We start from the raw sequence: 22,988 nt of genomic DNA, 5'->3' as shown, positions 1-22,988 counted from the left end.
TCGCGAAAGTGGTAGAACCGTGACGCCTGCGCCAGCACCAGTTCATCAGGCAACGACCCCAAGTAGATCGCCGCTTCCGCCAAACTATTGGTAATCGCAGGCCGAGAAACCGTAGGCAAGGGCAGGGTGGTCGACCTATTTTCATGATCGGTCCACACCACCGAATCACCGGAAACACTCAACCGATGCGCCAGCGAGTGACTCCAACCAAACCCCAGCCCGCAATCCACTTCCACCGCACTGGTGCGGTACAACCGGGTCCACTCAAACGGCAAAATTCCGTCCAACGCCCCATCGGTCAGCGTCAGCAGTTCCTCGCCGGTGACCATCGACACCGGGCAACCGTTAGTGGCTGTTTTGTCGGAAGAGGCAGCCGCATCCCCGTTGGGATTGCGAGCAGCAGCCGGCACATCATCCACATGCTCTTTCTGCTTCAGCACCGCGTTCTGCCGTGCCTTCCAGCGCATCTGCATCGTGCCTTGCTTGAGCGCGCCGACCACCCCCCGAACCGCGACCGCCTTATAGCGATCCACGGCCTGCATGAACTTTGTCAGAATCGCCAAAAGACCCTTAACAAAGCTCACCGCTGCATCAAGAATCTGCGCCCCATACTTGACCAACCGCAGACTCAAATACGCCACACCCGCCGCCGGCAAGGCGATGGTCAACACCACGCCAATCACCAAGTCGATCAGCAGCGACGCCACAAACCCAGCTGTCACTTTCGCTATTTCACTGGGTGGCAATGCATCCAACCAGATCATCGCCGTGCGCAACATCAGGTACAGCGCTGCCTCGTCGCTGGCCAGCAACATGGCCTGTTCCATGACCTTGGGCGCATCGGTGGCGATCTGCGCCAACTTGGTCGCTTCGGTGCCCAACTGCTCAACGTACTTCAGCGGGTCTTCAAGAATCGCCTGCACGAGCTTGATGCTGTCCCACACATCACGAATCGCCGCCCAGCTGCCCGCCAACAGGCCGCTGCCAATTGCACTGGCGGTTGAGCGTTCCCAGTGCGGTTTGAAGCCAGACCACTGCTCCCGAAGCCACCGCTCCAGATCCCCGGTCAGCCCGGCGTAAGAGGCAAACAGCGCGTCGACCTGTTCCTCGGACACCCCGCCCTGCACCCGCACCTGATAGCGCTCGCCCGCCGCGCAGTGGTGCGAGCCCTTACCCTGTTCATCCAGCATGATCACGGTGGAGCTGCCATCATCCAGCCCGATGACCTCGACCGGGATATCGCCAATCGGCACGTCATACACCGACTCGAACAGGCTCTCGATCTTCACCTCGCCGCCCACCGGGCACCGGGTCACGGTCGAAAAGTCAGCATCGGAAAGGCTCACCGATTGCTGCGCATCCCCCACCCGCAACACCCGGTCCATCCCCAACAACGACGGCATGTCCAGCCCATGGCTCACGGAGTCGAGCGCATGCGAATACCACGCGCCCATTTGTTGGCGATAAATCACCAGGCTTTGATGAAAGCCGTCCAGTTCATGTTCGATCAGGGCAATGTGGGAAGCGTGGGTCATCCGTGACATCTCGACAGAGGGCAAGGCGTCGGAGCATGCCGCAGCAAAAAGCGGCTGGATGAACGGTTGAGAAATTCAGAAAAGGCCGACTACACAGCGGGAAAATCCGCGAGAAACCCAGCTAAACGGCTACACAAAACAGCGATAAACCTGATTGCATTCGCACGCCTCAAATAAAAATCGCTCTCATCCTTGCCCGATTTCCCGACATGCCCGTCATGGTTAATAGAACCTCCCTTACGCAGGATTTCCCATGTCGCGCCTCGCTCGTCCCTTGCATCCACTGGCCCTGTCAGTGGCGATGGCTTTTGCCGCCGTGCCGTTGCTCACCGTCCAGTCCTCCTTTGCCGAAGAGAGCAGCAGCACCGTGCGCAGCTTCTCGATCCCTGCCGGTGACTTGAGCCAGGCGCTCAATAGCCTGGCCGAGCAGGCGGGGTTGGTGCTGGCATTCGATGCAAGCTTGACCCGGGGCAAACGCAGCAAGGGATTGAGCGGTCCATACGACACCGATGTGGCGCTGAACCAGTTGCTCACCGGCAGCGGTTTGCAAGCGTTGAAGATCTCCGCCGATCGCTACCGTCTGGAAGCCATCCCGGAGAGCGGCGGCGCCATGGAGCTGCAGGCCACCACCATCAGCGGCGCCTACCAGAGCGAAAGCCCGACCGGGCCGGTGTCCGGCTATGTGGCCACGCGCAGCGTGTCGGGCACCAAGACCGATACCGCGCTGATCGAAACCCCGCAGTCGATTTCCATCGTCACCAAAGACCAGATGCGTGCGCAAAACGCCGAGAGCCTCAACCAGATCCTGCGCTACAGCGCCGCCGTCATCCCGGAAACCCGTGGCGCCACCGCGTCGCGTCTCGACCAGTTGACCATCCGCGGTTTCTCTCCGGCCACCTACTTGGATGGCCTGCGCATGCCATCGAGCCGTGACGCGTTGCCGCAGAAGGACGCCTTCGACCTGGAGCGCGTAGAAGTGCTGCGCGGTCCGGCGTCGGTGTTGTACGGGCAGGGCACGCCGAGCGGGGTGATCAACATGGTCAGCAAACGCCCGCTGGACACGCCGTTTCACGAAGTGGGTGTGGAATACGGCACCTTTAACAAGAAGCGCACTACCTTCGACTTGAGTGGCCCGCTGGACGATCAGGGTGTGTATTCCTACCGTGTCGCCGGGCTTTTCGACGATGCGGATGGCCAGGTAGAGCACACCGAGACGCGCCGTCAGTCATTGTCCAGCGCCTTCACCTGGCGCCCGGACGACGCCACCTCGCTGACCCTGCTCGGGCATTTCCAGAAGGACCCCAAAGGCGCGTCCTACGGTTCGGTGCCGGCCTGGGGCTCGGTGCTGCATAGCCCGACCGGGCGCAGCATCGATGTGGATTTCTACGATGGCGAAAAGAACTTCGAGAAAAGCGACCGCGACTACTACTCCATTGGCTGGGCGTTCGAGCATCACTTCGATGACGTGTGGACCGTACGCCAGAATGCGCGGTACCTGCGCAGCGAAGGCCAGTATCGCAGCCTCTACAGCAACTACCTGCAGACGGATTACCGCACCATTCGCCGTTCGACCATCGCCAGCGATGTCAACATGGATGCCTACACTCTCGACAACCAGTTGCAGGCCAAATTCGACACCGGCCCGCTGCAGCACACCTTGTTGATGGGGCTCGACTACCAGAACACCAGCACCGACACCCTGTCCGGGTCAGGCGTCTACACCGCAGGCCCGACCCTGGATATTTTCAATCCGGTGTATGGCGCGGCGGTCCCGGTGCCGGCCTACACCACCGATGGCACCTCGCGCAGCGAACAGACCGGTGCGTATCTGCAAGAGCAGATGAAGTGGGACAAATGGGTGTTGCTGCTGGGCGGTCGGTATGACTGGGCCAGCACCGATAACAGCACGCAGACCCTCAGCAGCGGTGCCAAGAGCAAGTCGTCCCTGGACAGCAAGGCGTTCACCGGCCGTATCGGCCTGGTTTACCTCTTCGATAACGGCCTGGCGCCGTATGCCAGCTACGCGGAGTCGTTCAACCCGCAATCGGGTACCGGTTACGGCGGCTCGGTGTTCAAGCCGACCGAAGGCAAGCAGTATGAAATCGGCATCAAGTACCAGCCGCCGGGCAGCAACAGCTTTATCACTGCAGCTATTTTCGACCTGCGCCAGACCAACGTGCTGACCACCGACCCGGACCCCACTCACCTGTGTGGCACCGGCCGTTGCCAGAGCCAGGACGGCGAAGTGCAATCGCGTGGCTTTGAACTGGAAGGCAAGGCCAGCCTCAACGATAACCTGGACATCACCGCCGCCTATGCCTACCTGGACAACCGCCTCAGCAAGTCCAACAACACCGTGCGTTATGCGCCCATCAGCGACATCGGCGTAGGCCCGGCCATCGCTGCCGAAGGCACCACCACGTACGGCGTGCCGCGCCACACCGCCTCCGCGTGGGCCGACTACACCTTCCACGACGGCCAGCTCAAAGGCTTCGGCGTTGGCGCAGGCGCGCGGTATGTCGGTTCGTCTTGGGGCGATACCGCCAACACCCTCAAAGTGCCGGGCTATACCCTGTTTGACGCAGCGGTGCACTACGACATCCCAAACATTGCCCACCTCAAGGACAACCTGCGTTTGGCCCTCAACGCCACCAACCTGGCGAATAAAGAGTACGTCGCGTCCTGCTATTCCTACTCGTGGTGCTGGTATGGCTCGCAGCGCACCGTGCAGGCAAGTGCGACTTACCAGTGGTGATGAGGGGCAAGTAAGGCACTTTAATGGCCCCCTTGTAACAAAATCCTCGCCAGAATCGCTTTTATTTTCAGGTGGTTAGGTGGGGATGCAAATGCGCACTGTTGGAATCATGCTGATCGCCTGCTCCCTGGCCGGCGGCGCGGCTGCCGTGCAGGCACGGGAGCTGCGCGAAGGTGACAAGTACATGTGCAGTTGGGGCGCCGGCACCGCCGCCAGGGCCCAGGAGCTCAAGTTGTCCGGGGTGTCGCTGTATGCGGCGCGGCAGAAGATCCAATCCATGAAATTCAATAAATCGTGGATGCGCATGATGGCCATGGGCATCACCGAACAAACCTACGACAGCCGCTCGCGGCTCAAGCCTGAGGCGATTCGCCAGGGCTTCTACCAGGATTGCGTGCGCTATAAAGTCGCGCGTAAGTGACCACTTAGCCCGACAACGGTGAGCGCTCATCGTCCTGGAAATACGCCTTTGCCGTTTCAATAAATCGCTGATTGGCCTGGGACAGGTACTCGTTGGCGCGCCAGCACAGGTTGAAGTGCATGAACTGCGCGGGCTCGAAAGAAACACCCGCGAGCCCGGGTTCCTGCTCCTGCACTGAACGCAGCAGGGTGGATATGCCCATTCCGCTGCGGGTGGCGGTAATCACCAGCGGCACGAAATTACTCTCCAGGGCAATGCTGAACCGAACCCGAGCCGCGCTGCAAAAGGCGTCCAGCAGATGGCGCTGCAGGAAGGTGTTGTCGAACACCAGCATCGGCTCGTCCTGCAAGCGCGCGGCCGGGATGGACGACGCTGCCGCCAGTGGGTGCTGCGCATGCATGCACAACACCATTTCGTCACTGCCGAGCAACACCGACTCCCAATCCGGATCGACCCGCCGCGACTCCAGCAGCGCCACATCGATGTCCCGCGTGGCCAGGCGATTGCTGATGTCATCGGCGCTGCCTTCCACCACATGCATGGCGATGCCGGGGTAGCGGGCGCGAAATTGCATCAGCAATTCGGGAATATGACGGATGCCATACATCGGCGGCACACCGACGCGGATCTCGCCGCTGTGCAACTGGGTCAGGTCCTGCAATTCACGCCGGGCACCGGCCAACCCTTCAAGGCACGCCTCGGCACGCGCCAGGAACAACTGCCCCTCGGCCGTCACGCTGATCTGCCGCGTGGCACGGTTGAACAGGGCTACGCCCAGCTCCTCTTCCAGGCGACTCACCGCCATGCTCAGCGCCGGTTGTGCCACGTGCAACGCCTGGGCCGCCTTGGTGAAGCTGCCTTGACGGGCGATTTCGACGCAGTACTCCAACGCTTTCAGGTTCATACGGGCTCGCATAACAAAGTGTGATGAGTTGCTTCACAAATGGATATTTTCTGTGATGAAGGCAAGTCTATAACCTGTCGGCATTCTTCTCCATGCCGAGTGCCACACGATGCCCAACTTTCGCGCCTATTGGCTTGTCACCCTGATCGTCGGCGCCCTGGGCGGTAGCCTTGCCAGTTGGGCGGGGTGGCCATTGCCGTGGGTGATTGGCTCGCTGGTGGCCGTGATGCTGACTCGCTGCGCCGGTGGCCGGGTGCCGGAGATTCCCCATGGGCGCCACGTCGGGCAACTCATCGTGGCGGTCGCCATCGGCTGTCATTTCACGTTGCCGGTGATGCAGCAGGTGGCGGCCCACCTTGGGCTGATCGTCACGGCCGTGTTGCTGACGTTGGTGCTGGCGTTGTGTTCGGTGCTGATCCTGCATCGCTGGGGCGTGCCCTTTGGCACGGCGTTCTTCGCCTTGATGCCCGCCAATTCCAGCGAGATGGTGCACCTGGGTCGCCAACGGCAGGCGGATACTGCATTCATCGCGGCCGCCCACAGCATCCGTTTGCTGTTGATCCTGCTGACGGTTCCTGCCGTTGCCACCTTCGGCCTGCCCGCGGTGGCTGCGCCTGCGCCATTGCCGGTGATCTGGCCATGGCTGATCTTCATCCTGGCGATGGGCTGGCTGGCGGCCCTGGGTTTCAAGCAATGCAAGCTGCCCAACCCGTGGACGTTCGGGCCGTTCCTGATCTGCGCGGTGGGGGTGGGCTGCAATAACTTGTCGATGAGCATGCCGGGCTGGCTCAGCGGCAGCGGGCAGTTGCTGATCGGCTGTGCATTGGGCGTCGCGTTTGACCGCAGTTTCTTCCGTCGTGCGCCGGGTCTGCTGGCCAAGGTGCTGCTGTTATTGACCGCTTCGGTGATTACCACAGCGTTGGCTGCCTGGGCGCTCGGCGCCGGGTTGGGCATGCCGTGGTTGTCGCTGGCCCTGGGCATGATGCCCGGCAGCGCACCGGAAATGAGCCTCACCGCCGAGGCCCTGGGCCTGGCCGTGACGCTGGTGACGGCGATGCAGGTGATCCGCATGCTGTTGATCCAGGCGGCGTGCTTGCCACTTTATCGCCTGCTGAATCCGGAGTCGCAGGTGCAAGCACCGGTCAGTGCAAAATCTGCGTAAGCCTGTCCAACTTCGCCTTGGCGCTCCTCGCCATACTGGGGTCAGGTAAATGAAGAGGAACAGGCGATGACTGACTATGTATTGACACCCACCCCAACCCCATCCCTCGCGGTACAGGGCAGTGCGGCGCGCTTCCCGCTGCGCCGGGTGTTCTGTGTGGGCCGCAACTACAGCGAGCACGCGCGTGAGATGGGGCATGACCCCGACCGTGAGCCACCATTCTTCTTCATGAAACCGGCGGACGCCGTGGTGCCGGCCGAAGGCGTGATCGCTTATCCGCCGCTGACCGCCGACTTGCACCACGAAGTGGAACTGGTGGTGGCCATCGGCAAGGACGGGGTGAACATCAGCCCGGAACAGGCGTTTTCCCACATCTGGGGGTACGGTGTCGGCATCGACCTGACCCGTCGCGACCTGCAAGCCCAGGCGAAAAAGCTCTCGCGTCCGTGGGAATGGGCCAAGGCATTTGATGAGTCCGCGCCAAGCACCGCACTGCAACCGGTGAGTGCGGTAGGGCACCCGTCCAGCGGCAGAATCTGGCTCCAGGTCAATGGCGAACAACGCCAGGTGGGCGATCTGGCTGACCAGATCTGGTCTGTCAGTGAAGTGATCAGCCATGCCTCCAACGCTGTCGCGCTCAAGGCCGGCGACCTGATCTTCACCGGCACGCCCGCGGGCGTTGGCGCGTTGCAGCCAGGCGATGTGGTCACCGCCGGCATCGACGGCATCGGCGAGTTACGTTTCACCCTCCGCCAACGTTGAGGCTAAAGTGGGGCCCAGGCCACCCGAGAGACCCTTATGCCAGGCACCCGCGTCACCACTTACGGCATGGAACAGCGCAGCGACCGCCCCGACTTTTACATCCGCGACAAACGCGCGAGGGCGGCGCTCACCCATCCTCATCGCCATGAGTATTTCCAGATCCAGATCAACCTGGGCGGCGACACCGTGCAGCACATCGGCGGCGCGGTGCGGCCGTTTCCGCGCAAGGCGCTGGCGTTTATCCTGCCTCACCGGTTGCATGTGATTCCCCATCCCGAGGACGGCGAGTTCATGCTGATCAACTTCAGCCAGGCGTTTTTCCTGCCGCAACTGACGTGCGATCCCCTGGACCTGGAAGACATCCCCATCGGCCAGGCCCCCGAGCTGTCGCCGTTTCGCTTCCAGGAACAGCTGGACTTCATCCTCGATGATGCGGCCTTCACTCATGTGCAAACCTGGCTCACGCATATGCGCGAGCTCGACGCTCACCGTACCTTTGGCGCGCGCGAGCGCCTCAAGGGCTACCTGTTTCAACTGGTCGGCCTGGTGTGTGAGCAGTACGCCGAGCCCTTGCAAGCCCTGGCCGCCAACAATGCCACGCGACGTGGGCGCAAGGATGCATTGGCGCGTGTGCAGGGTTACATTCGCGAACACCTGCATGAGCCGACCCTCAACCTGACCGACACGGCCGCCGCTGCGTTCCTGTCACCCAACTACCTCACCCACCTGTTGCGCAAGGAAACCGGTAAACCTTTCTCGCACCTGGTGCTCGACCGGCGCATGCAGTTGGCGCGCACGTTGTTGCTCAACAGTGCGCAACTGATTGGCCCCATCGCGCACCGTTGCGGATTTACCGATGAGGCGTATTTTTCCCGTTGTTTCCGCAAGGCCCATGGGTTGGCACCGGGGCAATTTCGTCGCCAACAGCAGGGGGATGCGGTGTAGGCCACAGGTTTACAAATCCACGACAATCGCTGTGTTTGTATTTGCATACAATTGCGACCTTCATCAGGGAGGCCAGTATGCAAACAACGATCCGGGCGGCGACACAGGACGATGTCGATACGCTGTTCACTATCCGTACTTCAGTGGTGCAAAACCACTTGAGCGTCGTGCAGATGGCCGGTTTGGGCATCACCCCGCAGGGGCTGGCCGATAGCATCCGCGCCGCGCCCTGCGCATGGATCGCTGAAGTGAATGGCCAGCCGGCCGCCTTCAGCATGGTCGACCTGGCCACGGGCGAGGTATTTGCGCTGTTCGTGTTGCCGACCCACGAGAACCTGGGCCTGGGCCGTCAACTCATGGCGGTGGCCGAAGCCGCGTTGTTTGAACACCATGCCACGCTGTTTTTGATTACCGACGGGCGCGACCACATCCGTGCCAACGGGTTTTATCGGCGCCTGGGCTGGACGGTGACGGGGCAGGTCGAAGGCGACGACGTACGTTACGAGAAGAGCAGGGCGCCGTAAGCTCATGAACGCACCCGAGCTGCCGTCCTCCCATAGCTTTCGCTACTTCGCCGTCGCGGTACTCTGCGTCGCGGTGTTGCTGGGCATCTATTTCGTCCGGCTCAACGCCGACGTGGACCGCGAACGGGAAGCCGCCAATGAGCGCCTGGCACTGTGCAGGCAGGTGGAAAGTGTGGCGCGTTCGGTGTTGTCTAATACTCTTGAAACCCGAGACACATGCGAGCAGTTGATCGGGCACACACCGATAAGTGCCACACCGCGTTAATCCAATAACCCTTTTTTATAAGTGGAAATATAGGCGCTAGTTGCACCAAAAAGTGGCACTTATATACCTGCCTACCTTAAAAAAGGTGTGGTTATTGAACGACTTACGGCGCTTTTAATCCGACGAAAGGAATAAAATAATCTTGTTACGGCTTTTTACAGTCGGTACTATAGCCGGGCGTTCACCTCCCACGGTTTATGCATTTTTAAATCCCAAGTTTCCATCAGCTACTTGGGATTTTTTTTGCCTGAAATTTGGCCTCGACGTCAAACTTCGGCGTTGCTGAACTCCGCACGCATCCGCCCGTTACGTTTGGCCTGGTACAGCAACTTGTCGACTTCTTCGACAAACACCAGCATCGGACTCTCAGGTTTTACCAGGCGAGTGCCGACGCCGAGGCTCAAGGTCAGCAGGTTCGAGACCGCCGAAAAACCATGCTCGATCTGCTGCTGGCGGATCAGATGCAGGCAGCGTTGCGCAACTTGCCTGGCCGACGCGGCATCGGTTTCCGGCAGCAGCCACACAAACTCTTCGCCACCGATACGCGCAATGAAATCCCGTGGCCGGTTGGCTGCCTTGGACAGGGTGTGTGCGACGTGACGCAAGCACTCATCGCCCTTGATGTGGCCGTAGTGGTCGTTGTACTGCTTGAAAAAATCGATATCCAGAATGATCAATGACAGGGGTAACTGGCTGCGTTGGGCGCTGGCCCATTCCCGTTCCAGCACGGTGTCGAACATGCGCCGGTTGGCGATGCCGGTCAGGCCATCCTGGTAGGAATATTCCTCGAGTTGTTTTTGCAGGCGCACCAAGTGCTCTTCGGTTTTCTTGCGCTCACTGATATCGAACATAAAACCGATCAGCGCCTCGACCTCACCGTCCTTACGCACCACATGCACCACGTCACGAATCCACACGTAGTCGCCGTTCACGGTCAGCGCCCGGTAATCCGCCTCATGGTCCACCCCGGCGCGAGATTGCGATACGCAGAAATTCACCACGTATTCGCGGTCGTCCGGGTGCATGCGCTCGACCCAATCGTCCACGCTGACCCAGCTTTGCGGGGTCCAGCCGAGTAATGTCTCGATCTGCGGGCCGATGTAGCTGAAGGTCATCGTCTGCCAATCGATGCGCCAGGGGATGGCCTTGGTCGACTCCAGCAAGGTCTTGTACACATCGCTGTCGGGCTGGCTCGGAGGGTCGATACTCATGGTGGGCTGCTCACAATGATGGCCAAAAGCCAAGAGCGTCTTTTGATCGGCGCGTGGAGTCAAGTGCTCACCGACGCAGCAGACGGGAGGTATCTTTGAACCGGTGTCCGGTCGGGTCGAGCTGCTGCTGACGGGCGTGTCCCCGGAGGGTTTGGACAGCATCCGTTCCGTCTCAAACCTGATTGGCGAGTTGCGCACCGAGATCAAGGCCGGGCGCCGTGGGTTTGCAGCGGTCAGCTAACCGTTGACGGTGTGGGACGGCGTGTCGAGCGCGCCGTAATAACGCCAGCAGCAATGGCGGTGTTCCGGCACGATCACACAGCCGCTGAGGCTGACGATCAGCAATGCGGCAACCAGCATGGAAAGTCGGCGGTACATGGTGTTTCCTCTCGGGTTGATCAGCGTTAATCCTTCAACGCTGCCAGCTGCATAAATCCGTCGCGAAGCTTTCAAACATTTCATCAAGCCCCGCCATCCCCTGGGCAATACTGCCCGTAAATAATCCGCGCATTCTGCGACGGATTATTTCGTACCCGCCGTTCAACCCATCAGCGACCTGCACTTTCGCGCGTTGCATGAAGGAGTTGCCATGAGACCCCTGGCCAAATTGCGTTTTGCCTTGCTTGCTCCGCTGGCCCTCGCCGCGTGTATCAGCACCCCGGTGTTTGCCCAGACCGAAATCATCATCCGCCAGGCGCCGCCGCCGGCACGCGTGGAAGTGATCCCCGTGGAACGTCCGGGTTACGCCTGGGACCGTGGGCACTGGCGCTGGGAAGGGCGCGGTTACGCTTGGGTGCCGGGGCACTGGCAGCCGGTCATGCGCAATGCGCGCTGGGAGCCGGGCCATTGGGAAGCGCATGGCCCCAACTGGTACTGGCGTGAAGGGCATTGGATCCGCTGAAGTCTTAGAGAACTGCCCGATTGAAAGACACTGATCCGGACGTTGAACTGCTGGCGCGTATCGGGAACAACGAACCTGCGGCCGTCAACGAAATGGTGACGCGCAAACTGCCGCGTCTGCTGGCGCTTGCCGGCCGGATCCTGGGGGATGCCGACGAAGCCAGGGACGTGGCCCAGGAAAGCTTCCTGCGCATCTGGCGGCATGCGGCCAGTTGGCGCAGTGGCGAAGCGCGCTTCGACACCTGGTTGCACCGGGTGGCGCTCAACCTGTGCCATGACCGTTTGCGTCGGCGCAAGGAGCGCCCGCTGGCCGAGGCGGACACGCTGGCGCTTGCGGACAGCGCGCCGCCGCTGGATGAACAGCTGGAAACCACTGAGCGCAACGCCCGCATGGCCGCCGCCTTGGCGGCATTGCCCGAGCGTCAGCGCGAAGCCATTGTGTTGCAGTACTACCAGGAGCTGTCGAACATCGACGCCGCGGCCCTGATGAATATCAGCGTCGAGGCACTGGAGAGCCTGCTGTCGCGGGCCCGACGCCAGTTGCGCAGTCAACTTGCCGACACACCCGGGCTTGCCCGCCCAGGAAGGGGAACATCATGACACCCGAACGATTTGCTTATCTGGCCGACGCCTATGGGGCCGACTTACGGCGTTGGCCTGCGGCCGAGCAAGGCGCGGCCCAGGCGCTGCTCGACAGCGCGAACTCCAGCGCCCGCGAAGCCCTGGAACAGGCGGGCTGGCTGGACGCCCAACTGGACAGCCATCAAGCGGTATTGGCTGACCCGGCCCTGGCCCGGCAGATCCGTCAGTCAGCGCCGCGCCGCGTGTCGTTCTGGTCGCGCTATGCCGCTTGGCTGTCACCTGCGGGCTTGGTGGGCGTGGGCATCGCCGGGGTCGTCACCGGCATGCTGGTGGCGTCCATGAGCGTGCCGCTGCCGATGCTGTCCTCCGAGGTGCTGCCCAGCGTCTTCGATCAGGGTGATGCGCAAGTCATCTTTACCGTCAACGCCGAGGAAGCCGAGCAATGACCGCCCAATCCCTGAAACCGTGGTTGCTTGTTTCGGTATTGCTCAATGTGTTTTTGATCGGTGGTGTGGGCGGTGGCCTGTACCACTGGATGGCTGGCGCCAAGCCTGCCGACATGGTGGTCAACCAGCATGGCTTGCGTCAGGCCATGATCAAGTTGCCGCCGGAGCGGCGCAGGGAGTTGCGCCAACTGTTGCGCCACAACAGCGCTGACAGCCAGCCGTTGATCATGGCCGGGCGTGCGGCGCGCCTGGGGGTGATCAAGCAACTGGAAGCGCCGACGCTGGACCGGGACGTGCTGGTCACCGAGTTGGCCAAGGCCCGCGAAGCGGATATGGCACTTCGTGCGTTGGTGGACACGACCTTGGCGCAGTTCGCCAGCACCTTGCCCCAGGATGAACGGCAGAAACTGGTGGAGGCGTTGTACTTGCGCGGGCAGGGTAAGCCTGGAGAAAAGCTCAATAAGCCGGTGTTGAGTTCGAGATGACGGGCAAAAAAAATCCCGCCTGTAAGGGCGGGATCAGGATTCAGGGTAGCCCGTGAATCAGGAAGGGAACAGCTCGCTCAGCTTCATCGCCAGCATCATGTCGCCTTCGGTGCGCAGCTTGCCGCCCATGAAGGCCTGCATGCCGTCGGTGGAGCCGTCGACGATGCCTTCCAGGGTTGCGCTGTCCATGACCAGGGTCACTTGGGCGTCCGGGTTCTCGCCTTCGTGCAGTTCACAGGTCTTGTCTTTGACGACCAGAGAAAAGTTCTTGGTGTCGTCGATACGGAAACCGAACACCAGGTCCAAGCCTTCGGCAGCGCTTGGGTTGAATTTGGCTTTCATTGCTTCTACAGCTTTGGCTACGTCAGTCATGGTTTCGATCCTTTAGGGTGGAGTCCAGTGACCTTGGGGTCACGGTTGGCCGCAGTTCATCGGAACGTGATGAGCTGCGGCGCCTTCAACAGTTGCAAGTGGGTATGACTGTTGAAGGAAGCCAGTGCCACCTCGCGACCACGGAATTTCAGCTGGTTGAGCGAGGTGTTAACAATTTGCCAGTTCAGTTCGAAGGCCTGGGCCGCGGGCATTCGGGTAATCAGGTGGAGCAGGGCGGTGATGGTGCCACCGGAGGTGAACACTGCGATCTTCTGCGAGTTGTCCGCCGCTTCCAGAATGCGTTGCAGGCCACCTTGGACGCGCTCCACAAAGCCCAACCAACTCTCCAACCCAGGTGGGTCATAGGTGCCGGCCAGCCAGCGGTCAATGATCAGGGCGAAGATGCGCTGGAATTCGCTGCGGTTCTGCGCGGCATTGCGCAGGATCTCCAGGGCCTCGGGTTCGGTACTGAGCAGGTCGGGCAGCAGGGCGCGGATGATCGCTTCTGCATCGAATTCGTTGAACGCGCTATCGGTTTCCAGGGCCGGCACCGGCAGGCCGAGGGCGTGGTACTGATCGAAGGCGGCGGTGGCGGTGTGCTGCTGGCGGCGCAGGTCGCCGGCCACGCAGCGGTCGAAGACCAGGCCCATGTCCGCCAGGTGGCGACCGAGCACTTGCGCCTGCTCCACGCCGACGGGCGACAGGACGTCGTAGTCGTCTGCACCGAAGGAGGCCTGGCCATGTCGAATCAGATAGATGCTGCCCACGTCCGTTTTCCCGGTACGTTGAAAGTCAGGCGAGGTTATGAGGATGCCTGCGAGCTGTCAATGAAAAAACATACGCTTGTTTTAAAAGCGCGTTAGAGCGCTGGGTTGCTGGCTGTTTGATCACTGGCCCGAACGCGATGCCGTCGGTATGCTGGGGCAATCCGCGCCCGGCGCACCGCACTTGTAAGGAGAACTATGGATTTTTTGGCCGAATACGCGAGCTTTCTGGCGAAGACCGTCACCCTGGTGGTCGCTATTCTGGTGGTATTGATCAGCTTTGCCGCGCTGCGCAGCAAGGGCCGTCGCAAGTCCGCCGGCCAATTGCAGGTCAGCAAACTCAATGATTTCTACAAGGGCCTGCGTGAGCGCCTGGAGTCGAGCCTGCTCGACAAGGACCAGCTCAAGGCCCTGCGCAAGTCCGAAGGCAAAGCCGAAAAGAAGAAGGGCAAGCACAAAGCCGACGCCAAGCCTCGGGTGTTTGTGCTGGATTTCGACGGCGATATCAAAGCCTCGGCCACCGAGAGCCTGCGTCATGAAATCACCGCCTTACTGAGCCTGGCCACGCCCAAGGACGAAGTGGTGCTGCGCCTGGAAAGTGGCGGCGGCATGGTTCACAGCTATGGCTTGGCCTCGTCGCAACTGGCGCGTATCCGTCAGGCCGGCGTGCCCTTGACCGTGTGCATCGACAAGGTCGCGGCCAGCGGCGGCTACATGATGGCGTGCATCGGCGAGAAGATCATCAGCGCCCCGTTTGCCATCCTCGGCTCGATTGGCGTGGTGGCGCAGTTGCCCAACGTCAACCGCCTGCTGAAGAAGCACGATATCGACTTTGAAGTCCTGACGGCCGGCGAGTACAAACGCACCCTCACGGTGTTTGGCGAAAACACCGAGAAAGGCCGCGAGAAGTTCCAGGAAGACCTGGACATCACTCACCAGCTGTTCAAGAACTTCGTCTCGCGTTACCGCCCGCAGTTGGCCATCGATGACGTAGCGACCGGGGAAGTGTGGTTGGGTGTTGCAGCCCTCGACAAGCAACTGGTCGACGAGCTGCAAACCAGCGACGAATACCTGGCCACCAAGGCCAAGACCGCCGAGGTTTTCCACCTGCACTATGCCGAGCGCAAGAGCTTGCAGGAGCGCGTAGGCCTGGCGGCCAGTGGCTCGGTAGACCGGGTATTGCTGACGTGGTGGAGCCGGCTGACCCAGCAGCGGTTCTGGTAATCCGATTGCCAGAATGCAGATGATCTCTTTCTAACGATAGCTACCACTGTAGTGAGCGGGCTTGCCCCGCGCTGGGCTGCGAAGCGGCCCCCATCCAGTCACCGCGCGCTTTCAGACAAACCGCGGTAGTAGGGTTCAGGGCCGCTTCGCAGCCCAGCGCGGGGCAAGCCCGCTCACTACAGGTTGCTCTGTACGCTCAAAAGAAGTCGGCTACGCCAACCTGGGCTGTATCGAGTCGGCCAACCGCGTCAGGATCAGGCAGCACGACACCGCCCCCGCATCCAGCACCCCCAGCGACCGCTCGCCGAGCCGACTGGCTCGACCAATCTTCGCCACCAGATCTTTCGTTGAATCTCGTCCCTGGGACGCAGCGCGTTTCATCGATTCCAGAGCATCACTGAAGGAGGCGCCGGATGCCCGTGCCTGCTCAAACGCCTCCACCGCCGGGATCAGGGTGTCCATCAGACACTTGTCGCCGACGCCCGCTTCGGTAATGTCCTGCAGCGAGGTCAAGCCCCCGCGCAGCAAGTGCGCAAACGTCGCGGCGTCGATGTTGTCGCTGCCGCGCACTTCATCGGCCATGCCGATAAACAGGCTGCCATAGAGCGGGCCCATGGAGCCGCCGATACCTTCCATCAAGCTGAGGGTCAACTCATCCAGTGCTTCGGCCAAGGTCAGCTGACGGCCTTCGATCGTGCGCCCGCAATGGGCGAAACCCTTGGCCATGTTGATGCCGTGGTCGCCATCGCCAATGGCGCCGTCGACCTCGCTGAGGTACTCACGGTTGGCCACGATCACGCTGACCAGGTCGGCGACGATGGCGCTGCCGTCACGGGTGGAAAAATGCTGGCTCATGGTTCACTCCGCCTGGGTCATGCCGATGGAGCGGCAGGGTTGGTCGATCAGGGTTGTAAGCTCCGCGTCGAGGCCGAGCAGGGTCAGGGTCACGCCCATCATTTCCAGGGACGTAAAGTAGTTGCCGACATAGCAGCGGTGAATCTTCAAGCCTTTGGCCTTGAGCTGTGTTTCGACCTCGGCATAGAAGATATACAGCTCCATGATCGGCGTGGCACCGAGGCCCGAGACCAGCACCACCACGCTGTCGTCCTGGCTGAAGTCGCGGTCGGCCAGGATCGGCGCCAGCATGCGTTCGGCCATGGCGGCGGCGGGCTCAATCGGGATCACCTCAATGCCCGGTTCGCCATGATGGCCGATGCCAAGCTCCATCTGGCCATCGGGGATCTGGAAGTTCGGCTTGCCCACCGCCGCGATGGTGCAGGGCGTCAGGCCGATACCAATCGAGCGGCAGTGGTCGACGGTCTTTTGCGCGACCCGAATCACGTCGTCGAGGTTGTAGTGCTGGGCGGCCGCGGCACCGCCGAGCTTCCACATGAAGATTTCCCCGGCCACGCCACGACGCTTGGCACTCTCGGCCTTGGGCGCGGACGCGACGTCATCGTTGGCGACCACCGTGCGGATGCGCATGTCTTTGCTGGCGGCCATTTTCACCGCCAGTTTCACGTTCATATTGTCGCCGGCGTAGTTGCCGTAGAGGCAGGCCACGCCTGCGCCCTGGTCGGCGGCGCGGAAGGCATCGAAGAAGCTCTTGGCGGTGGGGGAGGAAAAAACCTCGCCGACGGCCACGGCATCCACCAGGCCCGGGCCGACGTAGCCGAGGAAGGCCGGTTCATGGCCCGAACCACCGCCGGTCACAATGCCGACGCGGCCGGGCGCAGGTGGCGTGGCTTGGGTGATGACCCGTGGGTTGGTCTCGTATTGGCGCAACTCGGGGTGCGCGACCAGAATACCGCGCAGCATGTCCTCGACCACGTGGTCCGGATCGTTGATGACTCGATTCATAACGCGGGTTCCTGTTCTTGTTCTAAAGGGCAACAATGGTCAGCTGCGTGTGTTCTTAAGGTTCGAGGACTACCTTCAGCGACTTGTCGCCGCGCTCCATCACCGCAAAGGCTTCCTTGAAGTCCGCCAAGGCGAATTTATGGGTCACCACGTCGCGCATGTCGATCTTGCGGTTGCCGATGAAGTCGATGGCACGTGGGTACATGTACGGCCCCAGGTGTGAGCCCAGCACGTCCAGTTCCTTGCGGTCGCCAATGATCGACCAGTCCACCGTCGCCTCGTCATTGAACACGCTGAACTCGACGAAACGCCCCAGCTTGCGCAGCATCGCCAGGCCCTGGTTCACCGCCTTGTGGTGACCGGTGGCCTCAATGTAAATGTCGCAACCGTAGCCCTCGGTGATCTCGCGGATTTTCGCCAGCACATCCACCTCGGCCGGGTTCCAAACTTCGTCGGCGCCCATGCGCAGGGCGAGGGCGGCGCGTTCGGGCTTCATGTCCAGCACGATGAGTTTTTTCGGGTTGCGCATGCGCACCGCGCCGATGATCCCGAGGCCCAGCGTGCCGGCGCCGGCGACCACCACCACATCATCAAAATCCACGTTGGCGCGTTCCGCGGCGTGCAGGGAGCACGCCAGCGGCTCGATCAGGATCGCTTCCTCCGGGGCGATCGAGTCCGGCACGGGGTGGATGATGCCTTCCTTGGTGAAGATCATGTACTGGGCCATGGCGCCCTGCACATTGTTCTGGAAGCCATACAGGTCATGCTTCTGGCACATCCAGTATTGGCCGTGGTTGCAGAAGCGACAGCCCCAGCACGGCACGATCTGCTCGGAGATCACCCGGTCACCGACGTTCACGCCGCGTTTTTCCGCGCCTGGGCCCAGGGCAACCACGCGGCAGACGAATTCATGGCCGGGAATCATCGGCGGTTTCACATAGCGCGGCTGCTCGGCGTCGCCCCAGAACGAAGGGGCGCCGCGATAGGTCTTGATATCGCCCATGCAGATGCCGCACAACTCGACTTTGGTGAGGATTTCATCGGGGCCGGGTGTGGGTACGTCGACGGTTTCCAGGCGGTAATCTTCAGGGCCATGGCAGACCACGGCCTGCATGGTTTTCGGGATGACCGGGGACAGTTGTTCAGGTGTGCGTTCGGTGACGGTGGACATGACAAAACCTCACGACAAAAAAATGAATTACTGAATGCTGTAGCCGCCGTCGATCACCATGTTGGCGCCTGTGATCATCTGCGCCGCATCGCTGAGCAGGTACAGCGCCAGCCCGGCGATTTCTTCCGGTTGCGCGAAGCGGCCCGCCGGGATCTGCAATTTGGCCTTTTCACCCACTTCACCGGCCCAGGCCTTTTTGCCCAGGGCCGTCTCGACGATGGTCGGGGAGATGGCGTTGACGTTGATCTGCGGCGCCCATTCCATGGCCAGTACCTTGGTCATGCCGACGATCGCCGCCTTGCTCGCGCAGTAGGCGACGTGCCGGTCCAGGCCGATCACGGCGGCCTGGGACGCCAGATTGACGATCCGCCCGCTGCTGCCGGCGAGCATGTGCCGGGCGCAGGCCTGGGCCACGAAAAAACTGGCCTTGAGATTGATGTCCAGGGTGGTATCCCAGGCGTTTTCTTCGACGTCGAGGGCCTTGTCCAGCAGCGCCACGCCAGCGCTGTTGATCAGGTAGTCCAGGCGCTGGAAGTGTTCGAACACGGTGTCGATGGTGTGTTGTATCTGGGCGATCTGACAGAGGTCGACGGCGATTCCCAGGTTCCCGGGGCCGAGGCTGGCGGCGACTTCGACGACTGCTGGGTCGCGGTCCAGCAAAGCCACGCGGGCGCCGCGTTCCACCAGCAGGGTGGCGCACGCCAGGCCGATCCCGGCGGCGCCACCGGTGATCACCGCACAACGGCCGCTGAGGTCGAAGGCTTGGTTCCAGAATCCAGACATGAATGACTCCATTTTTGAAAACGGTGAAGATCCAATGTGGCAGTTGGCTTGCCTGGGATGCGGGCACCTCGGTGTGTCAGTCACACCTGATGGATGCCATCGCAGGCAAGCCAGCTCTCACACTTGACCGTATTTCAAGTCAATATCTATTTACCGCCGCTGACTTGTTTGTAGAGGGCGTCGGCGTTGGCGTTAGTGATCGGCACCCACGGCAGGATGTAGGTCTTGGCGGTGCCATCGCCCCATTTCACGTCCTTGGCATAGCGCTCCCAGATCACCGACTTCGGCGTGTAGTCCTTGCCGGCCAGCGCCCGCAGCGCCACGTCCAGCGCGCCCTGGGATTGGGCCTGGGCGTCCTGGAGGAAGGTGGTGACTTCGTCTTTCTTCGCCGCCTGGATTGCATCCGGCATGCCATCGATCGAGGTGACGGGCACGTCCTTGGAGGTCAGCCCGTGAGACTTCAAGGCCTGCACGGCGCCCAGGGCCATGTCATCGTTCTGCGCAATCACGCCGTTGATACCTTTTGGGTGAGCGTTCAGCCAGTCTTCGGTCAGCGCCAGGGCCTGCGCGCGGTCCCAGTTCGCGGTCTTTTTCTCGATGATCTTGATGCCTGGGTGTTTGCCCAGCACTTCCAGTTCGCCTTTTTCCCGGTCGATCTGCGCCGACTGGCCGATCGGCCCCTGAATGATCACCACGTTGCCCTTGCCGTTGAGCTTGTCGACCATGGCCTGGGCCTGGAGGCGGCCGCCTTCCACGTCGTCATTGCCCACATAAGGCACGGCGGCATCGGCGACTTTGGTATTGGAGGCAATGACCACCACGTCGTTGCTCATGGCCGCCTTGACCGTGCCGACACCGGCCTTGGTGTCGATGGGCACGAACAGGATCGCGTCGTAGTGCTGGGTCACCATGTTTTCGATCTGGTTATTCTGGGTCAGGGCGTCGTAGTTGCCGTCGAACACGGTCAGCTGCACGGTGCCGTCCTTGACCGCCGGGTGTTCCTTGAGCTCGCGGACCCAGTTCTGCATGAACTGGCCCTTGAGGCCGTAGACGGCTGCGCCGATTTTGTAGGTCTTGCCATCGGCGGCCATTGCGATACTGCTGGCGAGCAGGGAGAGGGCCGCCGCGGCGGCCAAGGTGGTACCAAGTTTCATAAATAGAACTCCAGTTATTGTTATCGGTCGTTCTCTAGCGTTTTTTCTTGCGCCACACGTCGATCAGTACTGCGAATACGATGATCAGGCCCTTGGCGACCTGCTGGTAATAAGAGGACACGCCGAGCAGGTTCAGCCCGTTGTTGATCACGCCGATCAACAGTGCGCCAAACAGCGTGCCGACAATGCTGCCGGTACCGCCCGACAGGCTGGTGCCGCCGATCACCACGGCGGCAATCGCGTCCAGTTCGTAGGAAACCCCGGCCTGGGGCAGGGCGGAGGTAGTGCGTGCCGACAGCACCACGCCGGCCAGTCCGGCGAGCAGGCCCGAGACCACGTACACCGAAAACATCACCTTGCGCACGCCGATGCCTGAGGTGCGTGCGCTCTTTTCATTGCCGCCCACCGCGTACACATAGCGGCCGTAGGTGGTGTAGCGCAGCACCATCCAGAAGATCAGCGCGACCACGGCGAAGATGATGATCGGCACACCGATCGGGCCGATCTTGCCGATGCCCAGCGCCAGGTACGCGTCGGGCAGGTCGGTGATCGGGCTGCCGTCGTTGAGGATGAAGGTCATGCCCCGCGCAATGCTGAGCATGCCCAGGGTCGCCACGAACGGCGGGATCGACAGGTTGGCGACCATGAAGCCATTGACCACGCCGAGCATCGCGCCGGCAAACATCCCCGCGCTGACCGCCGCCAGCAGGCCGTAACCCTGGGTCGCGACCATGGCGCTGCACAACCCGGCAAAGGCCAGGATCGAACCCACCGACAAGTCGATGCCCTTGGTGAGGATCACGTAGGTCATGCCCACCGCGAGGATGCCGTTGATGGAGGTCTGGCGCAGGATGTCCATCCAGTTGCGCCAGGTCATGAAGTATTCGCTGGAGAACGCCATCACCACGCACAGCAGGATAAACACCAGCGGCAGGCCGAAACGGTCGAGAGACAGGCGCAGGCGATTGCGTGGCGCGGCAGCAATGGGGGCAGCGGCAGGTGTAGACAGTGTTTTGGCATTCATGAGGCAAGACTCAACAAGGCTTCCTGGGAAAGGGCGGTGTCGGTGCTGATGGTCACCAGCCGGCCGCCTTTGAATACGGCGATGCGATCGCTCAGGTGCAGCAACTCCGGAGCTTCCGACGACACCACGATGGCGGCGCCACCGGCACGCACGAACTGGTCGAGCAGGTGGTAGATCTCCTGCTTGGCGCCTTCATCGATACCGCGGGTGGGTTCGTCACACAGCAGGCACACCGGCTCGGTGGACAGGCACTTGGCGAGCACCACTTTCTGCTGGTTGCCGCCGCTCATGGAGGCCACCGGCAACGCCAGGGAAGTGGTCTTGATCTGCAGGCGCTTGACCATGTCCTGGGCCAGTTGGGTTTCCTTGCGCGCATTGATCAGCGACCAACTCGACAGACGCTTGTAGGCTGACAATGCAATGTTGGAAAGAATGCTGCCGGTCAGCACCAGGCCGCTGTCCTTGCGGTCTTCGGTGACCAGCGACATACCGGCATTGATGGTCGCCTTGGGCAGCCCGATCGGCAGGGGTTTGCCCTGCAGCGTGACGCTGCCGGAGTCAGCCACCGTGAGGCCATAGATGCAGTTGAGGAATTCGCTGCGCCCTGAGCCCATCAAGCCATAGATGCCGAGGATTTCACCCTGGCGCAGTTGCAGGCTGATGTCGTGGAACTCGCCGGCGCGGCTCAGGTTGTCGACCTGCAGGCAGGTGTCGGCGGCACATTCGCGGCCGACCTTGTGGTCGATGCGGGTCAGTTCTTGGCCGACGATGCCGCGCACCAGATGGTTGCGGTCGATATCGGCCATGCGCCCGCTTTCGACAAAGGCGCCGTCGCGAAAGATGCTGTAGTCATCGGCGATCTGCGCCAGTTCGCTGAGGCGGTGCGACACATACACGATACCGGCGCCCCGGGCGGTGAGGCGGCGGATGGCCTTGAACAGGGTTTCCGCTTCGCGCTCGCCGATGGCTGAAGTGGGCTCGTCCATGATCATCACCTGGCAGTCATGGCTGAAGGCCTTGGCGATTTCCACCAGTTGGATCTGCGCCACGCTCAGGCGGTGCATGGGGCGGGTGGCGTCGACCTCGAACTCCAGGCTTTCGAGCAACTCGCGGGTGCGGCGGTTCAGGGTCTTGGTGTCGACAATGCAGCCGGCGCGACGTGGTTCGCGTCCCAGCCAGATATTTTCGGCGACGGTCATGTAGGGGATGGATTCCAGCTCTTGGGTGATCATCGCGATCCCCGCCGCCAAGGCTTCACTCGGGCGGTTGAACTGCACCGCTGTGCCGTTGAGCAGGATGCTCCCGGCATCACGCGGGGTGATGCCCATCAGGATACTCAGGAATGTCGATTTGCCTGCGCCGTTGCCGCCGCACAGGGCGTGGACGCTACCGGCCCGCAACGAGAGGCGGCCGTCACGCAGGGCAGGAACCCCGGCGTAAGCCTTGGCGACGTGTTCAGCCTGGAGCAGTAATGGCGTGGCCATCGGCGTGTCCTCGTGCTGTGAATTCTTATTAGGTCGCAGAGTCATGTTTCGCTGTGCACATATGTGTATCAAATGAAATTCTGATCAGTCAATCTCTTTAATGTAAAAGCGCCGATTCTCATCTTTATCGGCAATAACGCCTTTACAGAGGCGTTTGACTGACGAGTCAGTTAAATCAAGCTTGACAGAGAGGGGCGTATGACCGAGAAATGTCTGAGCGGAATTTCACTGAATGATCATTTGATCAGTCGTAAG

The 22,988-nt window shown here is 61.4% G+C and carries 26 protein-coding genes and 1 pseudogene; 13 read left to right on the top strand and 14 right to left on the bottom strand.

Annotated elements, in window-relative coordinates; all coding sequences use genetic code 11:
* On the bottom strand, positions 1-1,535 hold a 1,535-nt coding region (locus AC3ZU9_RS21400; RefSeq protein WP_490091279.1), incomplete at its 3' end, for a DUF6531 domain-containing protein.
* A gap of 253 nt (positions 1,536-1,788) precedes the next feature.
* Here AC3ZU9_RS21400 and AC3ZU9_RS21395 point away from each other — a divergent pair.
* Positions 1,789-4,290: a TonB-dependent siderophore receptor gene (locus AC3ZU9_RS21395; RefSeq protein WP_490091278.1), complete on the top strand. Its 2,502-nt coding sequence runs from the start codon at positions 1,789-1,791 to the stop codon at positions 4,288-4,290.
* A 91-nt stretch (positions 4,291-4,381) separates the two neighbouring features.
* The gene (locus AC3ZU9_RS21390) at positions 4,382-4,711 is read left to right on the top strand and encodes a hypothetical protein (RefSeq protein ID WP_043206222.1); all 330 of its coding nucleotides are present in this window, start codon (positions 4,382-4,384) and stop codon (positions 4,709-4,711) included.
* 4 nt (positions 4,712-4,715) lie between these two features.
* On the opposite strand, the gene AC3ZU9_RS21385 is transcribed toward AC3ZU9_RS21390, so the two are convergent.
* Positions 4,716-5,615 carry a LysR family transcriptional regulator gene (locus AC3ZU9_RS21385; RefSeq protein ID WP_102060327.1) on the bottom strand — a complete coding sequence of 300 codons (900 nt, stop codon included), beginning with the start codon at positions 5,613-5,615 and terminating at the stop codon, positions 4,716-4,718.
* Positions 5,616-5,724: 109 nt separating this feature from the next.
* Between AC3ZU9_RS21385 and AC3ZU9_RS21380 the strand changes: the two genes are divergently transcribed.
* The 5 genes from AC3ZU9_RS21380 to AC3ZU9_RS21360 all read left to right on the top strand — a co-directional run bounded on the left by AC3ZU9_RS21380 (position 5,725) and on the right by AC3ZU9_RS21360 (position 9,273).
* Positions 5,725-6,777, top strand: coding sequence for an AbrB family transcriptional regulator (locus AC3ZU9_RS21380; protein ID WP_490091277.1), 1,053 nt, complete (start codon positions 5,725-5,727; stop codon positions 6,775-6,777).
* 66 nt (positions 6,778-6,843) lie between these two features.
* Positions 6,844-7,539, top strand: coding sequence for a fumarylacetoacetate hydrolase family protein (locus tag AC3ZU9_RS21375; protein ID WP_012723802.1), 696 nt, complete (start codon positions 6,844-6,846; stop codon positions 7,537-7,539).
* 36 nt (positions 7,540-7,575) lie between these two features.
* Positions 7,576-8,484, top strand: a complete 909-nt coding sequence (locus tag AC3ZU9_RS21370; protein WP_012723803.1) for a helix-turn-helix transcriptional regulator — start codon at positions 7,576-7,578, stop codon at positions 8,482-8,484.
* A 77-nt stretch (positions 8,485-8,561) separates the two neighbouring features.
* Positions 8,562-9,008: a GNAT family N-acetyltransferase gene (locus AC3ZU9_RS21365; RefSeq protein WP_490091276.1), complete on the top strand. Its 447-nt coding sequence runs from the start codon at positions 8,562-8,564 to the stop codon at positions 9,006-9,008.
* A 4-nt stretch (positions 9,009-9,012) separates the two neighbouring features.
* Positions 9,013-9,273 carry a hypothetical protein gene (locus tag AC3ZU9_RS21360; protein WP_093545269.1) on the top strand — a complete coding sequence of 87 codons (261 nt, stop codon included), beginning with the start codon at positions 9,013-9,015 and terminating at the stop codon, positions 9,271-9,273.
* A gap of 266 nt (positions 9,274-9,539) precedes the next feature.
* Here the strand turns inward: AC3ZU9_RS21360 and AC3ZU9_RS21355 are convergent, their stop codons facing one another.
* A complete protein-coding gene (locus AC3ZU9_RS21355; RefSeq protein WP_043205241.1) occupies positions 9,540-10,484 on the bottom strand; it encodes a sensor domain-containing diguanylate cyclase in 945 nt (314 codons plus the stop codon).
* Positions 10,485-10,575: 91 nt separating this feature from the next.
* On the opposite strand from AC3ZU9_RS21355, the pseudogene AC3ZU9_RS21350 reads away from it, so the two are divergent.
* Positions 10,576-10,725 (top strand): annotated as a pseudogene (locus AC3ZU9_RS21350) (DUF1652 domain-containing protein); the annotation flags it as partial.
* On the opposite strand, the gene AC3ZU9_RS21345 reads toward AC3ZU9_RS21350, so the two are convergent.
* Together AC3ZU9_RS21345 and AC3ZU9_RS21340 are read right to left on the bottom strand one after the other, a co-directional pair.
* Positions 10,722-10,862, bottom strand: a complete 141-nt coding sequence (locus AC3ZU9_RS21345; protein WP_163825752.1) for a hypothetical protein — start codon at positions 10,860-10,862, stop codon at positions 10,722-10,724. The pseudogene AC3ZU9_RS21350 and the gene AC3ZU9_RS21345 sit on opposite strands and share 4 nt — an antisense overlap.
* A gap of 34 nt (positions 10,863-10,896) precedes the next feature.
* The gene (locus AC3ZU9_RS21340) at positions 10,897-11,061 is read right to left on the bottom strand and encodes a hypothetical protein (RefSeq protein WP_158309471.1); all 165 of its coding nucleotides are present in this window, start codon (positions 11,059-11,061) and stop codon (positions 10,897-10,899) included.
* 12 nt (positions 11,062-11,073) lie between these two features.
* Here AC3ZU9_RS21340 and AC3ZU9_RS21335 point away from each other — a divergent pair, with 12 nt between their 5' ends.
* Genes AC3ZU9_RS21335 through AC3ZU9_RS21320 form a run of 4 tightly spaced genes read left to right on the top strand, consistent with a single transcriptional unit; the run spans position 11,074 to position 12,897 of the window.
* Entirely contained in the window at positions 11,074-11,385 is a 312-nt protein-coding gene (locus tag AC3ZU9_RS21335) for a YXWGXW repeat-containing protein (protein WP_046034053.1), read from the top strand.
* A 20-nt stretch (positions 11,386-11,405) separates the two neighbouring features.
* Positions 11,406-11,984, top strand: coding sequence for an RNA polymerase sigma factor (locus AC3ZU9_RS21330; RefSeq protein ID WP_012723809.1), 579 nt, complete (start codon positions 11,406-11,408; stop codon positions 11,982-11,984).
* Entirely contained in the window at positions 11,981-12,412 is a 432-nt protein-coding gene (locus AC3ZU9_RS21325; RefSeq protein ID WP_046034054.1) for a hypothetical protein, read from the top strand. Before AC3ZU9_RS21330 ends, AC3ZU9_RS21325 begins: the two co-directional genes overlap by 4 nt.
* Positions 12,409-12,897: a periplasmic heavy metal sensor gene (locus tag AC3ZU9_RS21320; protein WP_490091275.1), complete on the top strand. Its 489-nt coding sequence runs from the start codon at positions 12,409-12,411 to the stop codon at positions 12,895-12,897. The genes AC3ZU9_RS21325 and AC3ZU9_RS21320 overlap by 4 nt, the downstream gene beginning before the upstream one ends.
* 57 nt (positions 12,898-12,954) lie before the next feature.
* Here the strand turns inward: AC3ZU9_RS21320 and AC3ZU9_RS21315 are convergent, their stop codons facing one another.
* On the bottom strand, positions 12,955-13,269 hold the full coding sequence (locus AC3ZU9_RS21315) for an SCP2 sterol-binding domain-containing protein (protein WP_093545272.1): 315 nt from the start codon (positions 13,267-13,269) through the stop codon (positions 12,955-12,957).
* 56 nt (positions 13,270-13,325) lie between these two features.
* The gene (locus AC3ZU9_RS21310; RefSeq protein WP_012723813.1) at positions 13,326-14,036 is read right to left on the bottom strand and encodes a histidine phosphatase family protein; all 711 of its coding nucleotides are present in this window, start codon (positions 14,034-14,036) and stop codon (positions 13,326-13,328) included.
* Positions 14,037-14,231: 195 nt separating this feature from the next.
* Here AC3ZU9_RS21310 and sohB point away from each other — a divergent pair, with 195 nt between their 5' ends.
* Positions 14,232-15,257: a protease SohB gene (gene sohB, locus AC3ZU9_RS21305; protein ID WP_012723814.1), complete on the top strand. Its 1,026-nt coding sequence runs from the start codon at positions 14,232-14,234 to the stop codon at positions 15,255-15,257.
* A gap of 210 nt (positions 15,258-15,467) precedes the next feature.
* On the opposite strand, the gene dhaL is transcribed toward sohB, so the two are convergent.
* The 7 genes from dhaL to AC3ZU9_RS21270 form a co-directional block, all read right to left on the bottom strand.
* Positions 15,468-16,112 carry a dihydroxyacetone kinase subunit DhaL gene (gene dhaL / locus AC3ZU9_RS21300; RefSeq protein ID WP_102060319.1) on the bottom strand — a complete coding sequence of 215 codons (645 nt, stop codon included), beginning with the start codon at positions 16,110-16,112 and terminating at the stop codon, positions 15,468-15,470.
* A 3-nt stretch (positions 16,113-16,115) separates the two neighbouring features.
* Positions 16,116-17,117 carry a dihydroxyacetone kinase subunit DhaK gene (locus AC3ZU9_RS21295; RefSeq protein WP_490091274.1) on the bottom strand — a complete coding sequence of 334 codons (1,002 nt, stop codon included), beginning with the start codon at positions 17,115-17,117 and terminating at the stop codon, positions 16,116-16,118.
* Positions 17,118-17,172: 55 nt separating this feature from the next.
* Entirely contained in the window at positions 17,173-18,288 is a 1,116-nt protein-coding gene (locus AC3ZU9_RS21290; protein ID WP_490091273.1) for an MDR/zinc-dependent alcohol dehydrogenase-like family protein, read from the bottom strand.
* 27 nt (positions 18,289-18,315) lie between these two features.
* Positions 18,316-19,071 (bottom strand): SDR family oxidoreductase, encoded by a 756-nt coding sequence (locus AC3ZU9_RS21285; protein ID WP_122810677.1) that lies wholly within the window; start codon positions 19,069-19,071, stop codon positions 18,316-18,318.
* Between the two features lie 146 nt (positions 19,072-19,217).
* Entirely contained in the window at positions 19,218-20,225 is a 1,008-nt protein-coding gene (locus AC3ZU9_RS21280) for a substrate-binding domain-containing protein (protein WP_102060315.1), read from the bottom strand.
* 34 nt (positions 20,226-20,259) lie between these two features.
* Positions 20,260-21,249: an ABC transporter permease gene (locus AC3ZU9_RS21275; protein WP_102060314.1), complete on the bottom strand. Its 990-nt coding sequence runs from the start codon at positions 21,247-21,249 to the stop codon at positions 20,260-20,262.
* A complete protein-coding gene (locus AC3ZU9_RS21270; protein ID WP_490091272.1) occupies positions 21,246-22,733 on the bottom strand; it encodes a sugar ABC transporter ATP-binding protein in 1,488 nt (495 codons plus the stop codon). The genes AC3ZU9_RS21275 and AC3ZU9_RS21270 overlap by 4 nt, the downstream gene beginning before the upstream one ends.
* Positions 22,734-22,988 lie beyond the last annotated feature (255 nt).

This window comes from Pseudomonas sp. A39 (assembly GCF_058145955.1).
Note: the sequence above shows the minus strand (reverse complement) of the source record. Positions and strands in the feature narration are given on the sequence as shown.